This window comes from Microcoleus sp. Pol12A5 (assembly GCF_036701435.1).
Lineage (GTDB): Bacteria > Cyanobacteriota > Cyanobacteriia > Cyanobacteriales > Microcoleaceae > Microcoleus.
Genome location: NZ_JAUBQU010000012.1, coordinates 47,186 through 66,239 on the forward strand (window position 1 = coordinate 47,186; position 19,054 = coordinate 66,239).

General features: G+C 44.1%; 14 protein-coding genes. 5 read left to right on the forward strand and 9 right to left on the reverse strand.

Features of this window, described 5'->3' with window-relative positions; genetic code table 11:
* Window positions 1-2: 2 nt before the first annotated feature.
* The 3 genes from QUA45_RS05475 to QUA45_RS05485 form a co-directional block, all read right to left on the reverse strand.
* Entirely contained in the window at window positions 3-1,739 is a 1,737-nt protein-coding gene (locus QUA45_RS05475; RefSeq protein WP_333219855.1) for a DNA repair helicase XPB, read from the reverse strand.
* Between the two features lie 289 nt (window positions 1,740-2,028).
* The gene (locus QUA45_RS05480) at window positions 2,029-3,894 is read right to left on the reverse strand and encodes a hypothetical protein (protein WP_333219857.1); all 1,866 of its coding nucleotides are present in this window, start codon (window positions 3,892-3,894) and stop codon (window positions 2,029-2,031) included.
* A gap of 263 nt (window positions 3,895-4,157) precedes the next feature.
* Window positions 4,158-4,607 (reverse strand): hypothetical protein, encoded by a 450-nt coding sequence (locus tag QUA45_RS05485; protein WP_333219859.1) that lies wholly within the window; start codon window positions 4,605-4,607, stop codon window positions 4,158-4,160.
* A gap of 404 nt (window positions 4,608-5,011) precedes the next feature.
* On the opposite strand from QUA45_RS05485, the gene QUA45_RS05490 reads away from it, so the two are divergent.
* From QUA45_RS05490 to QUA45_RS05510, 5 genes are all read left to right on the forward strand, one after another.
* Entirely contained in the window at window positions 5,012-6,436 is a 1,425-nt protein-coding gene (locus QUA45_RS05490; protein WP_333097626.1) for an aspartate ammonia-lyase, read from the forward strand.
* A 173-nt stretch (window positions 6,437-6,609) separates the two neighbouring features.
* Window positions 6,610-6,936: a hypothetical protein gene (locus QUA45_RS05495; RefSeq protein WP_333097628.1), complete on the forward strand. Its 327-nt coding sequence runs from the start codon at window positions 6,610-6,612 to the stop codon at window positions 6,934-6,936.
* Between the two features lie 125 nt (window positions 6,937-7,061).
* Window positions 7,062-8,021 carry a DUF362 domain-containing protein gene (locus QUA45_RS05500; RefSeq protein ID WP_333097630.1) on the forward strand — a complete coding sequence of 320 codons (960 nt, stop codon included), beginning with the start codon at window positions 7,062-7,064 and terminating at the stop codon, window positions 8,019-8,021.
* A 769-nt stretch (window positions 8,022-8,790) separates the two neighbouring features.
* Window positions 8,791-10,050 (forward strand): glycosyltransferase, encoded by a 1,260-nt coding sequence (locus QUA45_RS05505; RefSeq protein WP_333097632.1) that lies wholly within the window; start codon window positions 8,791-8,793, stop codon window positions 10,048-10,050.
* Window positions 10,051-10,786: 736 nt separating this feature from the next.
* The gene (locus QUA45_RS05510; protein ID WP_333219861.1) at window positions 10,787-11,728 is read left to right on the forward strand and encodes a class I SAM-dependent methyltransferase; all 942 of its coding nucleotides are present in this window, start codon (window positions 10,787-10,789) and stop codon (window positions 11,726-11,728) included.
* 466 nt (window positions 11,729-12,194) lie between these two features.
* On the opposite strand, the gene QUA45_RS05515 is transcribed toward QUA45_RS05510, so the two are convergent.
* The 6 genes from QUA45_RS05515 to QUA45_RS05540 form a co-directional block, all read right to left on the reverse strand.
* Window positions 12,195-13,040 (reverse strand): WecB/TagA/CpsF family glycosyltransferase, encoded by an 846-nt coding sequence (locus QUA45_RS05515; RefSeq protein ID WP_333097635.1) that lies wholly within the window; start codon window positions 13,038-13,040, stop codon window positions 12,195-12,197.
* Window positions 13,041-13,118: 78 nt separating this feature from the next.
* Window positions 13,119-14,201, reverse strand: a complete 1,083-nt coding sequence (locus QUA45_RS05520; protein ID WP_333097636.1) for an NAD-dependent epimerase/dehydratase family protein — start codon at window positions 14,199-14,201, stop codon at window positions 13,119-13,121.
* 59 nt (window positions 14,202-14,260) lie between these two features.
* Window positions 14,261-15,547 carry a glycosyltransferase gene (locus QUA45_RS05525; protein WP_333219863.1) on the reverse strand — a complete coding sequence of 429 codons (1,287 nt, stop codon included), beginning with the start codon at window positions 15,545-15,547 and terminating at the stop codon, window positions 14,261-14,263.
* Window positions 15,548-15,589: 42 nt separating this feature from the next.
* Complete coding sequence (locus QUA45_RS05530) at window positions 15,590-16,750, reverse strand: glycosyltransferase family 4 protein (RefSeq protein WP_333097639.1); 1,161 nt, start codon at window positions 16,748-16,750, stop codon at window positions 15,590-15,592.
* A gap of 1 nt (window position 16,751) precedes the next feature.
* Window positions 16,752-17,660, reverse strand: coding sequence for a glycosyltransferase family 2 protein (locus tag QUA45_RS05535; protein WP_333219865.1), 909 nt, complete (start codon window positions 17,658-17,660; stop codon window positions 16,752-16,754).
* A 69-nt stretch (window positions 17,661-17,729) separates the two neighbouring features.
* Window positions 17,730-18,983, reverse strand: a complete 1,254-nt coding sequence (locus QUA45_RS05540; protein WP_333097641.1) for a glycosyltransferase family 4 protein — start codon at window positions 18,981-18,983, stop codon at window positions 17,730-17,732.
* Window positions 18,984-19,054: the final 71 nt, after the last annotated feature.

Sequence of the window (19,054 nt, forward strand, 5' to 3'; positions counted from 1 at the left end):
AATTAATTTACCATCTCGTTCGATGGTGATGCCGATCGTGCGCCGTCTTTTTGTCTTTTATCTTTTTGAACTTCTATGCGATAGTTGTAGCCCTGTTCGGTGAGGAAGAGTTGGCGGTGTCGGGCAAAATCTTCCTCGCAAGTTTGTAGCGATACTAATGTATAAAAGCTGGCATTGTGCCCGTCGGCTTTGGGGCGGAGAATTCGTCCGAGGCGCTGCGCTTCTTCTTGGCGAGAACCATACTTTCCCGATACTTGAATTAAAACATCGGCATCGGGTAAATCGACGGCAAAATTGCCCACGCGAGATAGAATTAATCCGGGAATTTCTTTGTGACGGAATGCTTCGTATAACCGATCGCGCTCGGCCTGTTTTGTCTTTCCCGTAATCAGAGGCAAGTCGGTAATTTTGGCGATCGCATCCAACTGTTCGAGATACTCACCAATAATTAAAATCCGGTGTCCCGCCTCCTTTTGCAACAAACTTTGCACCACATCCAACTTACCCGGATTTTCCGCAGCAATCCGAAACTGGCTGCGGCGGGGCGCTAGGGCATATTCCATTTTTTGGGCCTCATTTTGGGCGACGCGGATTTCCGTACAATTCGCAGTGGCAATAAATCCCTGTCCTTCCAATTCGCGCCAAGGTACGTCATAGCGCTTGGGCCCAATCAACGTGAATACATCGCCTTCTTTCCCGTCTTCGCGAATCAATGTCGCAGTTAAACCTAATCTGCGTCGTGCTTGTAATTCAGCAGTGATCCGAAATATCGGTGCAGGTAATAGATGGACTTCATCATAAATAATCAGTCCCCACGATTGGGCGTTAAACAACTCGAAATGCGGGAATTCATCATCTTTATTCGATCGATAACTTAGCATTTGGTAAGTCGATAGGGTGACAGCAGCCGTCTGTTTGGTGACACTGCTGTACTCAGCGATCGCATCCTCAGTTAAACTCGTTTTGTCTAATATTTCCCTGCGCCACTGGTGCACAGAAGTCAAACTGCTGGTGAGGATGAGTGTCTTTTGCTTTACCAAACTCATCGCTAACATCCCGACTATGGTTTTACCAGCCCCGCACGGTAGGACGATCGTGCCACTTCCACCTTTTACCTCCCCGTCCTGATAGAATGCCTCTGCAGCTTCTTGTTGATAAGCACGCAACTTAAAGGGCAAGTCCGCTAAAGTACGATCGCGCAAAGAAATCCCTAATTCGGCACCCTCGACATATCCAGCCAAATCTTCTGCCGGATAGCCCACCGCTAGTAAAGCTTGCTTGAGTACGCCGCGATTCCCGGCATCGACTTGAAAGCAAAGATCGGAGATGCGCTTGCCCAACATTGGTTTGACGCGATCGTCCCGTACCAGCAATTCCGCTAGGGGCAAATCGGCAATTCGCAGTTGTAAATCGGGGCTAGCCGCATCGATTCTTTCAATTACAGTTAATCCATACCGCGCCCCCAACAGTTCAATTTCCTGCGCTACGGACTCAGGAATGGGATACTTGGCATACTTTCGCAAAGCTGCGATCGCCTCTTCCACTGGCATTCCCGCCGCCCGCGCATTCCACACGCTGAGGGGCGTGATGCGATAGGTGTGGATGTGTTCGGGACTTTTGATTAATTCGGCAAAGGGGGCGATCGCTTCTCGCGCCTGTTGTGCTGTGGGGGCGTGAACTTCTAGTAAGATAGATCGATCGCTTTGCACGATTAAAGCATTTTCGGGAACATAATTCATAAGAAGAAGGAAGAGGGAAGAAGGAAGACGGAAGAGGGAAGAAGGAAGAAGGAAGACGGAATAAGTTTGTTAGAACAGAAAAGTTTGGTTTATTTGCTCCAGTCCATGTTATAAGGTGCGTCGCGATTGAGATTGTCGATCTTTTTTTTAGGATTTATCGCCAGGGACGCACCCTACAAATACTCAAAGTCCCCCTTTTTAAGGGGGATTTAGGGGGATCGGGACTCAGCTAGAAACGAAAGATAAAAAGGTTGTCGGGTGATTTTTGACACTAATAGTATCAGGTGTACTATTTATCCCGCTGGGGTAAGACGTAGCCGATTTGCCGCAGGGCGTTGCGAAATTTTGTTTCCTGGGACAATGGAACCGCCAAAGTGCGATCGCCCGCTAGCTGACAGAATTTTTTAGTACGGGAATCATTGGCAATCAACACAGCTAAATGGGCGTTTTTACATTCGATTAACTTGACAGTTCCTGCATCTTGCAAACTATTCGATCGTTCTGTAACATCCGTCAGAAATTGCTGTACGGTTTCGGGTAGCGGTTCGATACTTCTGGTCTCTAAAACTTCTTTAAATTCTGCTAGCTGGTATCCGGCTTCAAGGGCGGTAAATAGCTTTTGTCGATCGAGTTGCCAGACGACATCTGAAACTTTTTTAGCATAGAGATCGAGGACGATCGCATCTGATGTCGCAATGCCTTCTCCTGCTACAACAATATCTAAATTGGGCAGTACGCGGAGTGTTGGACGGAACTCAATTGCTGGCGGGGTGTAATTCTGAGTCAATCCCAAACAGTAAGCCCCCAAAGCTGTCAGGCGAAAAGATATTAAGCCGTCGTAGCGGCTGAGAAATCTCAAATCGTCCGTACCCCAAAAATCGTCAACATCGCTGGGTACGAGTGACGGATCGGCATAGGCAACATCAATTATTCCCAGGGTAGCAACATACTCAAACAACAGGCAGCACATATATCTTTCTTGCAGAATATGCCAATCGTGACTGCCGGAATATCCTAAGTTACCGTACCCAAATTCAGAAATAGAGAGATTGTCGGGATCGCGCGTTACTTCAAACCGATTCCCAGTTGCCAACATATACCTGCTAAATTCGCTAAACAGAATCCATTTACCGACAGGACATTCTGCTAGGCTTGAGGTGATCGCCTCTCTCCGCCCCGCCACCGCTGTCATGCCGCGCGCGCCCTTGCCCGTTTGTCCTTTAATCGCATCAATGCGGCGAAATTCATCAAAAGTGTTTGTTTTTAACCAGCGCTTCCATGCTGTCTGTAATCCTTTGGCAGGTGATTCTTGCAAAGCTTTCTGTCCCGCTTTGGTCAAAACTAGCTTTTTGCCCGATAGTTCGGCGAATTTGCTCCCTTGGGCGATCGGGGCCCAAGCAAAGGATTTGATGTTACCAACCTCGTAGAATATATCGCCCTTTTCCACGGTAGCTTGGCGCTGTTCGTCGTTATAAAAATCACCCCCTTGCAATACGGCGGCGATCGCTTTTAGAGTTGCGGCACCAGGTAATGCGGTTTTTTCACTAACGGCAACTTTGCCCGACTGAATCAGACGCAAAACAGCTTCCAAATCCTTTGGGGCTGCCCGTTCCATTTCACAAATAGTCAAAGGAAGTTCGTACTCGGATACCTCTCTTTTAGATGTACGAAAGTTATGTTTTTCTACACGAACTATAAAATTATCTGGCAGTACATCGCCAACTACATTTAAGGAATTTCCTTGAGGTTTTGGCACAAACTTCAGCAATTTTTCTTCCAGATCGTAGGGTATCGCAGTGCCGTAGAAGAACAAGCATAGTAGGGATGGTTCTCGGTTGTATCCATAGCGATCGCTTGTTCCCCAGTTTGGTTGTTGTCCGTATTTCGCCATAAATACATCGGCATCATAGCCATCACCTGACCCATGTATAACTTCCGCTACTGCCGCTTTTTGCAAATCGTCTAATTGCGCCCAAACTTGCTTGAGTTTTTCTCCCTGCATTTGCTGTTTAATCCCAGCAACCAGGTCAGCTTTGCGGGTTAATTTACGATCGCCCGACAACAGTGCATACAGCTTTTTTAAATCTTCAACAACTATTCCTTCGAGTGCCTCTTGGAGGGTAGGAACATCATCTAGGGTTTGGTAACGCGGCATAATTTTTGGCAATTCGCCTGCTGCAAAATTGTTTGTGCTACCAAATATAACAACTTTCCGAATTTTGTAACTTGAATTTTTGTTACAAGTTTCCCGATTATGGTTTAATATTTATTGTTAAACACACTCGATTTTTATCTAATCAAGTACAGAAGTAGGCGATAGAAAAAAATCGTAATTACACAACTACTCTAGAACGTAGAGTGCGTCGCTACCAACAATCTCAAAGGATCTTCAATATCTCGTGGCGACGCACCATACAATTAGTCGATCGAAACTGATAGAGTGTAACTAGCGCCTCCTCGTTCTGTACCAACAACTATCTGATATTTTCCCGTCTGGGGCAATTCTCCAGACCAACTTTTTTCCCCTTCAACTACGGCGTTTGTATTGGGATCGACAACCTTAAAAACAGCATTTCCCTCAACTGATTGGATCTCAACATTCATGGTTTGACCTTCTTTGGCGTTAATCAGATAAATCATGACTTCGCCGCGCGCTACTCCTCCTTTTACTTCCGCTGAACTAGCACCGCGCTTAAACTGAATCTCCTGCTGGCGCTGACTCATTAAAATCGCCGGTTTTTCCGGGCTGTTGGTGGCGGGAATATTGCGGGATACAGCTTTGACTGAAGCAGGAATAATTGCCAAGGTGCTTAAGCCGATTATCAAAATATTTATCGGGTGTTTGAAAGTTTTTGCTTGTTTGTTCATGAGAGTCTAACACTCTTGTGAAATGGATTTACTTGTATGATTATAGCTGACTCGCCTTGTCTGCGTGCGATGTCCCTTGTCGCTCGACTAATTTTAGATTTGGCAAACTGTCAATCGATTGGAAATTTAAAATTTTAGATTGAAGCCTAAGATGTGAGATAATTTTGTACGATCGGGACTTACGCATTACTGTAAAGTTGCCTGCGGGCCCAGAAAAGTAAGATCGCCCGTCAGCCGTGTTACTAAAAAAAATGCCATTCCACGACACACAAAAACCTTCAGAAACCTGGTTTCTTGACAAAAGACTACGCTTTCAAACATATTTACCGACAAGAAACCCGGTTCCTGACCAACTGTGCGTAAGTTCTATTTGCACAATTCCTAATTATCACAAACCAGACGATATGACTCAAAACCCAACCGCAACCTATCGCACTGAAAGCGACTCGATGGGAGACAAACAAATCCCATCTAATGTCTACTACGGCATCCAAACCCTGCGCGCAGTGGAAAATTTTCCTATCAGCGGCATTAAGCCTTTATCAACATACGTTGATGCTTGTGTTTTAATTAAAAAAGCAACAGCGATCGCTAATGGCGAACTCGGCTGCATTCCCCAAGACATCAGTCAAGCAATTGTGCAAGCAGCAGATGAAATCCTAGCGGGCAAATTGCGCGACCAATTTGTAGTTGATGTCTACCAAGCTGGGGCTGGAACTTCTCACCACATGAATGTTAATGAAGTTCTTTCAAATCGCGCTTTAGAAATTATGGGCGAGGAAAAAGGCAACTACAAGCGCGTCAGTCCTAACGATCATGTAAACTACGGTCAATCGACCAATGATGTGATTCCGACTGCGATTCGGATCGGCGGATTGTTGGCGTTAGAAAAGACTCTGTTTCCGGCTTTGTCGGAGGCCGTAGTTGCCCTAGAAAACAAAGCCGAAGAATTCAAAGATATTGTTAAATCCGGCCGCACTCATATGCAAGATGCCGTACCGGTTCGACTCGGCGATACCTTCGGCGCTTGGGCCCAAATTCTCAGAGAACATACATTGAGAATTGACAGGGCATCCGATGATTTGACATCCCTGGGATTGGGGGGAAGTGCGGCAGGAACAGGCTTAAATACTCATCCTGAATACTGTCAAAAAGTTGCTGAAATTCTCTCAGAATTAATCGACCAACCCCTGAAACCAGCAAGGCATTTAATGGCGGCTATGCAGAGTATGGCGCCGTTTGTAAATGTGTCCGGTGCACTGCGAAATCTCGCTCAGGATTGCGTTAAAATCTCCCATGACTTGCGTTTAATGGACTCCGGGCCGAAAACGGGTTTGAAAGAAATTCAACTGCCTCCCGTGCAACCGGGTTCGTCAATTATGCCGGGAAAATACAATCCTGTGATGGCAGAAATGACATCGATGGTGTGTTTTCAAGTTATGGGTTACGATAGCGCGATCGCCCTGGCCGCCCAAGCGGGACAATTAGAATTGAACGTGATGATGCCCTTGATTGCCTACAATCTCATTCACAGCATCGAAATTTTGGGCAATACCATCAGCGCTTTGACTGCACAATGCCTCGCCAAAATTGAAGCTAAGGGCGATCGATGTCTCGCTTATGCTGAAGGTAGTCTCGCCCTCGTTACCGCCCTCAACACTCACATCGGCTATCTCAACGCCGCCGCCGTCGCCAAAGAATCTCTAGAAACAGGCAAATCTTTGCGGCAAATTGTGCTAGAACGGGGTTTAATGAGTGCAGAAGACTTGGCAAAAGTTCTAGATTTAGAGAAAATGAGTGCGATGCCAACATCTTCTGCTAACGTTTAGGATCTCACAGGTATCAGCTAGAAACTAGAAGGCTGAACTCGATTTTATTGTGCCTTCTGCCTTCTAATTTCTGCCTAAGCCCTGTCACAGGTTAAAGTTAAACAATTCAGAATTCAATTTTTTTAGATTTAATTCTGATTTTTTTTATAGTCTAAAGTTTGGGGGCAAAATTTATGCGCGCAGGTTCTTTTGCAAAATTAACTCAAGATAAAGAGAACACAACTCAAGTGACATTTCATTATGTGGAAGGTCACGCAGAAACGTTTACTATTCCGATGCCTGCACAAGAATTCCAAGAGGAAGTGCTGACTTTGTTGAGTCAACCTTGGTTAACTTTCCATTTAGCCGATCAAACGGTTTTTATCTGCACAGCCAGGGTGGTAAAAGTAGAAGTAAAACCCGCGATTCCCGACCTGCAAGGCCAAGGAATATTCTCTAACGCGCTGCGAGTTAGTACCATGCAGCGGGCTGCTGTTGGTAGATTGCCGATGAATACTTAGGGTTCATTTGTATTGAGATTATTCTTGGTAACGCACGCGCAGATCACCCTGCTTAGGGTGTTCCGTGTCTGCATTACATTGAGATTATTCCCGATAGATAACCAATTACCAATTAATTCATAATTATGTCTGCTGTTAGTTTAATTCGTGCCAATTCATACGATCGCCAAATCTTGCAAACCTCTTTAGAAAGTTTGCTGGCACCCTTGGGCGGAATTTCGGCTTTTGTCAAATCGGGCGATCGGGTTTTACTCAAACCAAATCTCCTCACCGGTTCTCGCCCTACAAAAGAATGTGTCACCCGCCCGGAATTGGTTTACTGCGTCGCTAAAATGGTGATTGAAGCGGGAGGAAAACCGTTTTTAGGTGATAGTCCAGCTTTTGGCAGCGCAATGGGTGTAGCCAAAGCCAACGGTTATTTGCCGCTGTTGGAAGAACTGAATTTGCCAGTAGTTGAGTTTCAAGGAAAACGCTACGAAACTGTCAGCCAAGATTTCAACCATCTGCGAATTTGCAAAGAAGCTATGGAAGCGGATGTAGTTATTAATTTGCCAAAGCTAAAATCTCACGTTCAATTAACCGTGACAATGGGGGTGAAAAATTTGTTCGGCTGCGTCCCCGGCAAAATGAAGGCTTGGTGGCACATGGAAGCTGGTAAAGATAGTGCCAGATTCGGTGAAATGCTGGTAGAAACTGCCCGGACAATTAACCCAAATTTGACAATTTTGGATGGCATTATCGGTCACGAAGGTAACGGGCCAAGCGGCGGCGAACCTAAGTTTTTGGGAATTTTGGCGGCCTCTGATGATGTGTTTGCTTTGGACAGAACTTTAGTTGATATTATTAATGCCGATCCGGCGGCGGTTCCCACTGTAGCTGCGGCGATGAGATTGGGACTTTGCTCGAATTTAGAGGATCTTGATTTTCCGCTTTTGCAGCCGGAAACTCTCAAGGTTTTGGATTGGAAGTTGCCCGAAACCATGATGGCGATCGACTTCGGTATGCCCCGCGTGGTGAAGTCGGCTTTCAAACACCTTTATATCCGGTTTATTAAAGAAAAGTTCAGCATCAAGGCTTCGCATTAGCGAAGACAGAAGGGTAAAATTTCTTTTTTTTATTCCTTCTGGTTTCCATTGCTAATTGTAAAGAAATATTATTATTTTACAACATATCTATTTATGTAAAGTTTTAATAAATTTATTATAAGTTTATGGTTTAAGTAGGTAAGCGGGATTAAACCGCATAATGTAACACTATGTAAACAGGTTTAAGTCAGCCAGTAAGTAGGTAGGCGGGACTAAACCGCATAATGTAACACTATGTAAACAGGCTTAAGTCAGCCAGTAGAGAGCATTTGGAGACTTGGCCTTCATTTACCTAGGGGCGTTTTTTCGCGCCGACTTACTTAAAGCATTTGCCTCGCCGTACTCGAAACTCGCGCTCATTCTTGCTAGCTAGAAGCAGTTAGATAATTTCATTTAAGTATAAACACTTGTAACAGCCCTTGTTTTAACCAAATTTACCCTATAATTGCGCTTTTCTTTATAATTGACCGCTCAATTATAAAGATTGAGTAAAGCTCGTAAAAGGTTATTGACAGTTATACGTAGATCGCAGATGATGGCGACATATCAAACAGACCTTACCTGAAATAATAAAGGTCTAATCCAGTTGCTGCCTCCATCTTAAGTATTAGATATCTCCCAAACAGAGTCTGAAATGTTGCTTGTATCAGGCGGCGAAATTTAAATTAGGTAGATGTCTGTTATATAGATCGATCAACAACCCTTGCCAAGTACAGCAAAGATTCACTACCGCATCAGTAAAAACTTAAAATCAGGACCTACCTCACTTATGCTTACTAACAACAATCTGACAATCGTACAGCCACTAAAAGCAAAGTTTTTGCCAAACAGCGAAGTTTTACTGACCCGCAAATTGATAGAAGCAGTTGGTGAGTTAGCCACGTATTGGTCTGGTTCAATTACTGTGATAATGGAAGAAACGAAAGAAGACAACGACCAGATGGATGCAAAAATATTCAAACTTAATGAATTGCCATTCAAACTGGAAATAATTTCTTTTGATCAAATCACCCCAGCTTTACTACATCAGCATCAGAGTGCGCTGGTATTGGCAGCCCCGGAATACAGACAGAACCATATCAGTCAAGTGTGTAAAATAGCGGGAGTACCGTGTATTTACGTTTCCGAATACAGTCTGAAAACTCGCAAACAGATCGTGAATGTGAGTACGAAAAATCCCCTGATCCGCTTGCGGAGAATGATCTGGACTTACAGCCAGGAATATAAGCAGCGCAAGGCGATCGCAATGGCAGAGGGATTGCAGTGCAACGGCACCCCTACATACCAAGAATACAAGCATCTCAATCGCAACCCACAGTTGTTCTTGGACACGCGGATTAGAGAGGATATGTTAGCAACAGAAGCTGACATTGAACGACGCACTGAAAACCGCTCTCAAGATATGCCTCTCCGGCTAGTATTCTCAGGTCGCCTAATTAAGATGAAAGGGGCCGATCATTTACTTGAGGTCGCTAGAGAGCTCAAACAACTGAATGTGAAATTTGAAATGTTCATCAGTGGTATTGGTGACTTAGAAGAGATGATGCACCAGCAAATAGATGCAAATCAACTTAATGATTGCGTGAAAATGCTCGGAGTGCCTGACTTTAAAACAGATTTTTTCCCCTTTGTTAAGAACAATATTGATTTGTTTGTTTGCTGTCACCGGCAGGGCGATCCTTCTTGTACTTACATAGAAACTATGGCTGCTGGCGTGCCGATTGTTGGGTATGCTAACGAAGCATTCCAGGGAATTGCAGAAATGTCGGAGGCAGGATGGGTTGTGCCAATGAATCAGCCTAAACAGATGGCGAAGAAAATTGCAGAACTTAGCCACAACCGGGAAGAAATTACATCAATGTCATTAAAGTCCCTGAAGTTTGCTCAACAGCACACATTTGAGAAGACTTTTCAAGCGCGCATAAAACATATGCAGGCTATTGCCTATTCAACGCTGCCTAATCAAGTCACCGAAAGTCAAGTAAGTGATGCTCCAGATATGGTTTTGGCGTACAGTCAACTGCCTTAAGAATCTTCTGCCTATGATTGAGACAGGCTTCATTAAGGTAGTCACGGAAATTGGAGGTATCGTAAACGCAATGCTTGAGGTGAGCGATCGCCATTAGAATTAGATGTTTTTTTCAAACTTAATAGCATCAAACTCGACTGGGCGATCGCACTTCTTCCATAGGTTTTCAAATCTCAACGGGCTACATTTTCTGACCAACTACCAGATCCCATAGCAACCCTAAACCATTGAGCAACCAACTCATTTTCCTTTCCACGGGAACTGGCAAAAGTAACAGTGGTTTGAGTTGAAATCTTGTTAAATCAACGGCTTCATTATTTACATATATGCACAACTGCTTTTATTAGTATCATCGCCTAGAGACCTACCATGTTGATAACTTAATATATCCTTGAATTAGTGCTTAATTATTGACAACATACAAACTTAGTCACACCCAGCTAGTAGAAGGTGTATTTTTTTATAAAAACTGATAGAGTTAAGTTAAATGCGTTAGCTTAAATTGGATGTTACCTGAAAACCCCACCTTAGCAATTTTATTCCTAAAAATTCATAAGTTTTAGGTATTCATCTGCTGTGTTTAGCATCCCCCAATTATCACTCACACATAATCTCCCGGATCGATATAACATAATTGGTTATTAGTAAGTCCATTACCTAAGTAAGGCAAACTAAAATGCAGCAAAATCAACAGTGCTTAAGCCCTACCCTCACCTGTCCGATATCGGGACAGAGTATGAAACCGTGGCTATTTATACCCGGTGATTGGCGCAGACCTAGAAATAAAGAGTCATTTCAATTGTACTGGTGCGAAAAGTCACAACTTGGATGCATTCATCCTCTACCCGAACTCAACAAAATCGCCAGCTTCTACGACATCGATGAGTATTATACTCATCATATAGACTTTACAGGCTTTGTATCTGCCTCTTCTATTTCTTTCTGCGATAAATTGCGTACCCATCTAGCTTGGCGTTTCGATCGCGGAGTAGATGTCACAAGTAAATGGTGGAAGCAACAGTTCGGGACTGCTTCCTCCTCGATCTTAGAAATTGGTTGCGCCAACGGACATCTGCTGCAAGAACTGCAAGCAGATGGTCACAAAGTGTGGGGCGTAGAACCCGATCGACAAGCTTTGGTTTTGGCCCAGCAGCAGCGAGGCCTTAATGTATTTTATGGTACTGCAGAATCTTTGCCCCCGGAAGTCCGGTCTAGACAGTACGACATAATTGTGATGAACCATGTACTCGAACATACCAGAGATCCTTTACTTGCACTCCGCAATGCCATGCAGTTACTCGTGGATGGTGGCAAATTGGTAATGGAAGTACCAAATAACTCTTGTATTGGGCTGAAATCATCAGGGATTACATGGATGCATCTAGATGTACCAAGGCATTTGTATTTCTTCACACCGCAGAGCTTTCACGCTATCTGTCAACAAGTAGGATTTGAGATAATTTCTACCCAATTTAATGGCTACTATCGCCAATTCGATAACACTTGGATCGATGATGAAAGAAAAATTTTCCGTCTGTTCGATTCAATGGCACCTCATCAGATAGTAAAGTCCAAAGAAAACAGTAAAGTCCAAGCTTGGAAGCTACTGCTGAAAACAATTTTTGCTGCTGATGAAAACAAGTACGATTCTATCCGGATTGTGGCCCAAAAACCATAGCTCGATCGAGGTAAGGGCAATAAATTTTTGGTTTGATTATCAAGTTTGGTTGCACACTCGCCATACTTTGGCTATCTCCTGAGATCGTCGCCCATGCCAGGAGTACAGTCACACCAAATGCGACTATTGACCCAGCAATCCACCTGACTCGATCGAGACTGACCCATCAACTTTGTTTGTAAGGTGTGCAGTCCGCAGCTTACTGCATAGATAATGCAAAAATTGCTTTCTGGCGTAATATTGTTTGCGGTTGCATCGGCATAATATATTTGGATCGTGTCAGTGGGATATCTTAAGCTCGCGATTTGGGTAGCGAGTTTAAGATATCCCACTATAATTCCTATGCCACCGGATTTGATATAAGTTTTCTTGAATATGCGATCGCAGTTGCACCTCAAAACGATTAGTTACGATGTGTTTGCTTTTTTCTTGTGAGCACCCATAATGCACAAGAAACTTTTAAATTTCAACCATATAATACTTCTTCTACAGGCGGCGTCGCGTCTGTGGGGTCGAACTTTTTGATTTTCAAAGCTTGTAGCAAAAACAACCAGATATAAAGCGGATTCAAAAAAACATACCGCTGCCAAAGGCGCCGAGGTTCTTTGATCATCCGAAACAGCCATTCCAAACCTATCTTAGATAAAAACTCAGGAGATTTAGCCAAATTACCAGCATGAAAATCGTAAGCAGCACCTACAGCAATCAGCGGCATTGATAAGTCATCCCGGTATTCGTAAGCCCAGACTTCTTGTCGCGGACACCCCAAACCGACAAAAGTAATTGCTGCACCGCTGTTGCGAATTTGCTGTGCAATTTCTTGCTTCTCTTGGGGCGAAACTTGCCTAAATTTAGAAGGCTGAGTTCCAGCAATAATTAACTTGGGAAAACGCTGGCAGAGATTGGAACATAAAGCCTCGAGTACAGAAGCTTGAGAGCCGTACAAATAGATAGGTAATCCTTCTTCTGCCGCACGTTCGCAGATTTGTAACATCGCATTCGGCCCGCAAACTCTATCGGGCAATTCCGTATGGTATAACCAATTTAACGCCCACCTGACCGGCTGTCCGTCTGGCAATACTAAGTCAATGTGATTAATCCGATAACGATGAGTGCTGTCGAGAACCCCAGTCATTACCCCGTGAACCGCGAGAGCAGAAACTGACATTGGTTTTCCGGCGCTGGCTGCCGCAATAATTTTGCTAACAGCCGCTTCATAATTAACGGCATTTACTAATATGCCGAGTACATTCTTTTTCCCTTTATCAATCATGGAACACCTCTTTAAGCCAACGCTCGCGGTTACAGCCATAAATCTCCCCTAAGATTTGTTTAACTTTGTATTCTTCAATCGTTTACCTAAATTCCCAGCACATTCTGTTTGCCCCGCTCAATCATTGGAATCCTCTTTCAGCCAACGCTCGCGGTTACATTCATAAATCTCCTGTAAGATTTGTTTAACGTCATATCTCATTTTCCAGTTGGGATAGTGACTGGAAAATTTTGAATTATCGCTAATCCACCAAATGTGATCGCCAATTCGATTCCCTTCAGCATAAGTCCAATTAAACTTGCGTTCCGCAATTGCCTCGCACATTTGGATAGCTTCTAACATCGAACAATTGCTGTACCTGCCTCCTCCTGTATTATAAACTTGGGCACTTCTGGGAGCTTTATAAAATTCATAAAATGCCGAAATTAAATCCGCGCTGTGAATGTTATCGCGGACTTGCTTGCCTTTGTAGCCAAACACAGTGTAAGGAGTTCCCGTGACAGCACACTTCATCAAGTATGCGAGGAAACCGTGCAATTGAGCTCCTGAGTGATTTGGACCCGTCAAACAGCCGCCGCGAAAACAAGCGGTGTTCATATTAAAATATCGACCGTATTCTTGAACTAAAACGTCAGCAGCTACCTTAGAAGCACCAAACAAACTGTGCAAGCACTGATCTATTGACATATCTTCCCGAATGCCGCCTTCGTAAGTATGCCCGGGTTCAATTTCCCACCTGTGTTCTAATTCAATTAAAGGCAAACTGTTAGGCGTATCGCCGTATACTTTGTTTGTAGAAGTGAAAATAAAAACAGCTTTGGGACAGTACAGACGAGTTACTTCTAGAAGATTGAGAGTGCCGTTGGCATTGACGGTAAAGTCTATTTTCGGAGCACGGGAAGCCCAATCATGGCTGGGCTGGGCTGCTGTGTGAATTACTAATTCGATTGACTCGCCGTACCGCTGAAAGATATTGGTAATCGCTTCATAGTCGCGAATGTCCACATCTAAGTGATAATACTTGGTACCCAAAGACTTTTCGAGAAGTTGGCGGTTCCAGTTTGTAGAACCATCAGCACCAAAAAAGAACTGGCGCATATTATTGTCGATTCCAACTATATCTAAGCCTTGTTTGGCAAAGAACTTACACGCCTCAGATCCAATTAAACCCGCCGAGCCAGTAATGATTGCAACGCCCACGTTTCACCGCCTGAAAAAATATAGTTTTCTTTGTTTTGCCCGATCGAACAAATCAGAAGTTATCCTGATTTTCCATCGAATACATCTTCGCACAATTGGGCGAAGAATAGACCTTTAACATCCCAATCATAGATTTCCCTGACGCGCGTTTGACCCGATCGACCCAAGCGCGATCGCAATTCACGATCTTTGGCTAAACACACTATAGCTTCTGCTAGACCCTGCACAGTGCGATCGGGATCGGTAGCAGCCACTTTAATTCCCGTTTGCTCCGTCACTTGAGTAGCAGGTCCGCCCAAATCCAAACAAATCGTCGGACGGCCAACACCCATCATTTCCGTACACACAAAACCTCCAGAGTCATGCAAACTCGGATGGAGGAGAACGTGAGACTCCCCCATTTTAGAAAGAGTTGCAGTGCGAGATAAAGTTCCCCAAAAAAATACTTTATTTGCCAGTCCCAATTCTCTTACCAAAGTTTCCAAGCGCTGCCTTTCCGGGCCGTCTCCGACAATCCAGTATTCCGATTGTTCCAGATTCGCCTCCGCAAATGCACGGAGTCCTAAGTGCACCCCTTTCCAGTGTAAGAGACGACCGACACTGATGAATCTAATTGGTTGCTCCGGCGGGGTAGGAAATTTCTCTAGTTCTTGAATTTCCTGCTGCGATAAACCAACTTGCGAGAAAATCTTCACGTTTTTTGCTTTGAGAAATCGCAGTCTGGCAGCGGTTTCTTCCGTAGTTGCCAGCGCCACAGCACTGCGACGCGCCGTCAGCCCCACAAACGGATCGCGTTCTCCTACGCTTTGAGCCAATGCCCGCAGCGTTTCGTAAATTTTGCCCCGGCGGCTAAAATCTTGCCAAAAAGCCTTTGGTGCTGCTTCTGCACCCCCCACAGGCCCCCAAATAAAAGGATGTGGCAACAGCGCCAAGAAACTGGGAGACCAATGTTTGACATAAGTTACGTGATGTACGATGTCAAAACCAATTTCGCGATCGAGCTTCCGAGCGATAAAATAAGCCCAGATTTGCCACAGATAGTAGTGAAGTTGGAGCAATCCTTGTTTCCCCTTCCAATCTTCGCTCCACCCAAAAGGATCGAAATAAACAAAGTGCAGGTTGGGCACTGGGTTGCGCTCTAGTTCTGCTTCAATGTACGATCGACAAAACGTTCGAGTAAATACCCAACTTTCGTGATGTTTAGCAGATTGGATAACAGTATTCCATCCTACCCCCTCTTCGGAGCCGAGATTCGGTTCGCAAGCAAACGCAGATAATAAAACTTTCATGGCTAAGTGGTAATTGCTAATTGGTAATTGGTAATTTTTCCCTCTTCCCTCTTCCATCCCTCCGTTAAATCATTTAAAAAATCCGTTGCCGAACTTCTTTCACCTATTGTCCATCAAAAAAGATGTAACTTCGACGTAAGCTTTAGCTGCTGTTTCTGGCGTTTTTTGAGAAATTATCTGTTGTGAACGCTCTCCCATCGACTCAATCAAATCAGGATCATCTAGAAAAGTTTGCATTTTATCCGCTAACTCTTGAGCACTGCTAGGATCAAAAATATAACCGTTATCACCTGACATAATTAACTCATAGGAAGCTGCACCATGTGAACACAACACTGGTTTTCCGAACACCATCGCTTCCGGTACAACCATACCCCAGACATCCTCAAAAGTAGGAAACACAAAAATATCAGCTTGCTGAAAATAAGCACCCAAATTTCCGTATTCCACCCATCCAGCCCACGTTACTTGCTCTTCAAAACCGCGCTCTTTAATAAAAGCTTCTAGTTCTTCCCGCTGATCTCCCTTGCCAACAATCAACAGCGAATAATCAACATAACCTTGATTTTTAAGAATAGCGCAAGCTTCTAAAAGCGTTTTAATTCCCTTTCTCGCCGTGATCCGCCCTACATACAGAAAAATCGGGCGTTTTAACTGCACGTTCGGTGGCTGAGTTTGATCCAATCGTTTCAGCAAAGCTCGCGCATCAGGTACGAGATAGGTTCTGGTAAAAATTTTATCCTCCGGTACCTTGAGAACTTCCATCAGATATTTTTTACCCGCATTGCTATTGGCAACAAAAGCATCGGCAAACCGGACAAGGATGCGGCGCACAAATGTCCTAAAACTGGAATCTCGAAAGTCTGTATTTGGGGAACTACCATCGTAAATAATGGCAATTTTCCACCTTAGTAGCGGTTTTAAAAACGCAACAATTACAGTCCACAAAGAGAAAGCTTGGGGAAAGACCACATGAGGTCTAAAATTTAGCAAATAGCCGATAATACGAGGCGATACTACAATGAATCCGCGATCGTATCCTGTTTCTATCTTTTCCGTCTCGACAAATTTAGTCTCCCCTACCAACTGAATTGCCGATGCGCCCGGCAGGCTCGGATCGAACCCCGGCCAAACACGACCCGTATAAAATACAGTATGCTTAAAAATTTTCGTAAATTCCATCAAAACAGGCTGCCAGTAAGCTCCCAGTTCCACTTCCGGGACAAGCCAAGCAATGCGGATTTCATTTCTATCAACCATCCTATTCACCTTGAGTTTTGTTTTTAGCCAATCCCAGTTTACTCAACACTGAAAGCAAAACTAACCTACGATAAGGTAGCAGCCAATAAATTGGCCACAACCACCCACCATGTCGCTGAGTAAATACTTTCCACTCTTGAGCCGGTTGCAGGGTAGTATCTTTGAAAGATAAACCTTTCGGTTGGCTCATTTTATCCAATCCTTCGCTTAAATTATCAGCAGCGGTTTTAGTAACCTGGGGGTTGAGGGAACAAGTACCTAAATAGCCAGGAGCAATCCAAACTGTACATCCTTTCTGTCTGGCTCGTAAACCATAATCCCAATCGCCAATATAATGGACAAAAGCCGGATCGAGGTTGCCGACCATTTGCACAACATTGCGGGGAATTAATACGCAGTTGCCGTGCATAGTATCGCAGAGCTGAGGCTCTTTTGTTGGTTCTAGGACACCATATCGGAAGGGGTGCAAAGGGTTATTTCGCACAACACCGCCGTATGTTGTTTTACCCGTTTCTGGATCGCAGGTAGAACCACCAACGATTGCTTTCGTTTCTCCTTTTTCTGATATTTTTTGAGTGGTTTCTAGCAAGATACTTACGGTTTCTGGATAAATAAGAGTGTCATCATTTAACCATAGGTAATAGTCTGGATCATCTTTCATGGCTTCGCTGAAAGCCCTACGCATTCCCCCGTTCCAAAATAGGTTTCCGTCGCCGGAAAAAATATTGACTTGAGGATAGATTTGACGAACTGCCTCGCTGGTGCCGTCGGTACTGGCATCATCGACTAGATAGGCTACAATATCAACATCGGCTGGAAGTGCCTGCTTAAAAAGAGACTCTAAGCAAGCTAATGTTTTCTTTTTGCGGTTAAAGCAAGTTAAAATGGCGGCGATTTTAGTACGGTTCATTATTCCCAATTGTGCGGCTTTTAACGATATGCAAGGTAAAATTTACCCAATAAAATTAGATTTTTATCTTTACTTGGGAGTTGACAGAACCTCGTTAAAAACAGACAAATAGCGATTTGCTTGTATCTCCAAGGTGAATTCTTGTTCCACTTTCTGGCGGGCGCGAATACAGAGTTTTTGATGTCGATTGGGATCTTCTAAAACCCAAGCAATTCCTCGCGCTAAGTCTTCTGTTTCATAAGGTTTAGCTAAATAGCCATTTGAGCAGTGTTCGATCATATCGGGCAGTCCCCCAATATTAAATGCGACGCAGGGGATGCCGCAAGCAAGAGCTTCCATGACTGTATTTGGCAAGTTATCTATCACGGAAGGGGCGACAAAAATATCTGCTGCTGCATAAACAGTGGCTAGGGCAATATCATCGGCGAGTCTCCCCAAATAGTGAGTTTTAAAACCAAGTTCAATGGGATTTTCTGGTTCAGAAGAGCCAAAAACCAGCAACTCTATCCGATCTTTCCAGCCTGATTTACTAAGGCTTTGTAAAGCGGGTACGAGCAAGTTAAATCCTTTCCAGCGATCGCCCATTCCACCTGCACCTCCAAAGAGTACAATTTGCTTATCTTGAGGCAAATTCAGGATTTCTCGCGCCCACTGACGATTTATGGGTTTGTACTTGTGAGTATCGATGCCATTAGGAATTATTTCAACTCGAAAATCTTTGAATAAAGAACTAGAATGAGCGCATTTCGCTAACCAAATACTAGGACTAACCAAAGTTAGGTTAAGCTTATCCCAAGCTTTAGCTTTCCGCTGCCACACCCACCGCGACAGATCCGAATCTTTCTTACTCTGAAGTTGGGGACAGCTACCACAAGATTGAGTGTAGCGATTGCAATCTTCACTGTAGTGACAGCCACCTGTAAAAGGCCACATATCATGCAGCGTCCAAACTAAGGGTTGCTTAAACTTGGGAATACTTTCTACTTGTAAATAACCCCCACAAACCCAGTGTAAATTAATAATATCAGGAGCGAGTACCCCTAGTCTATCCGATAGAGAATCTGGCAGCAATTCTGTAGAAAATATAACGGGGTTTCTCTGAGGGTAGAGCCGCAATGGTGCATTAGATAAAGTTGATATCATCTTGTCAAACTTAGCCCCAATACTATTTGGTGACGAAATTACATTGCGATCCCCACTACTCTTATTTTTTACCAGCATTTGCGAAGACACACCAATCCCCTGGAAACCTTGGTGCAGCCGATAAGCGGCGCGGGCAGCCCCCCCTTCACTATCAGAACTATTGAGAAGTACAACCTTCATTTCTCCTGCCTCTCCTCTAGATTTATAGGTGACTTTATCGGAATTGTTTCAAAAGTTTATCTCCTTTTTTT

Excerpts from the sequence above, each read along its gene's own strand:
- QUA45_RS05480 (WP_333219857.1), bottom strand. The coding sequence starts at position 3,894 with ATGCCGCGTTACCAAACCCTAGATGATGTTCCTACCCTCCAAGAGGCA.
- QUA45_RS05525 (WP_333219863.1), bottom strand. The coding sequence starts at position 15,547 with ATGGAAGAGGGAAGAGGGAAAAATTACCAATTACCAATTAGCAATTAC.
- QUA45_RS05475 (WP_333219855.1), bottom strand. The coding sequence starts at position 1,739 with ATGAATTATGTTCCCGAAAATGCTTTAATCGTGCAAAGCGATCGATCT.
- QUA45_RS05495 (WP_333097628.1), top strand. The coding sequence starts at position 6,610 with ATGCGCGCAGGTTCTTTTGCAAAATTAACTCAAGATAAAGAGAACACA.
- QUA45_RS05530 (WP_333097639.1), bottom strand. The coding sequence starts at position 16,750 with ATGGTTGATAGAAATGAAATCCGCATTGCTTGGCTTGTCCCGGAAGTG.
- QUA45_RS05500 (WP_333097630.1), top strand. The coding sequence starts at position 7,062 with ATGTCTGCTGTTAGTTTAATTCGTGCCAATTCATACGATCGCCAAATC.
- QUA45_RS05515 (WP_333097635.1), bottom strand. The coding sequence starts at position 13,040 with ATGGCTGTAACCGCGAGCGTTGGCTTAAAGAGGTGTTCCATGATTGAT.
- QUA45_RS05540 (WP_333097641.1), bottom strand. The coding sequence starts at position 18,983 with ATGAAGGTTGTACTTCTCAATAGTTCTGATAGTGAAGGGGGGGCTGCC.
- QUA45_RS05535 (WP_333219865.1), bottom strand. The coding sequence starts at position 17,660 with ATGAACCGTACTAAAATCGCCGCCATTTTAACTTGCTTTAACCGCAAA.
- QUA45_RS05485 (WP_333219859.1), bottom strand. The coding sequence starts at position 4,607 with ATGAACAAACAAGCAAAAACTTTCAAACACCCGATAAATATTTTGATA.
- QUA45_RS05505 (WP_333097632.1), top strand. The coding sequence starts at position 8,791 with ATGCTTACTAACAACAATCTGACAATCGTACAGCCACTAAAAGCAAAG.
- QUA45_RS05490 (WP_333097626.1), top strand. The coding sequence starts at position 5,012 with ATGACTCAAAACCCAACCGCAACCTATCGCACTGAAAGCGACTCGATG.
- QUA45_RS05510 (WP_333219861.1), top strand. The coding sequence starts at position 10,787 with ATGAAACCGTGGCTATTTATACCCGGTGATTGGCGCAGACCTAGAAAT.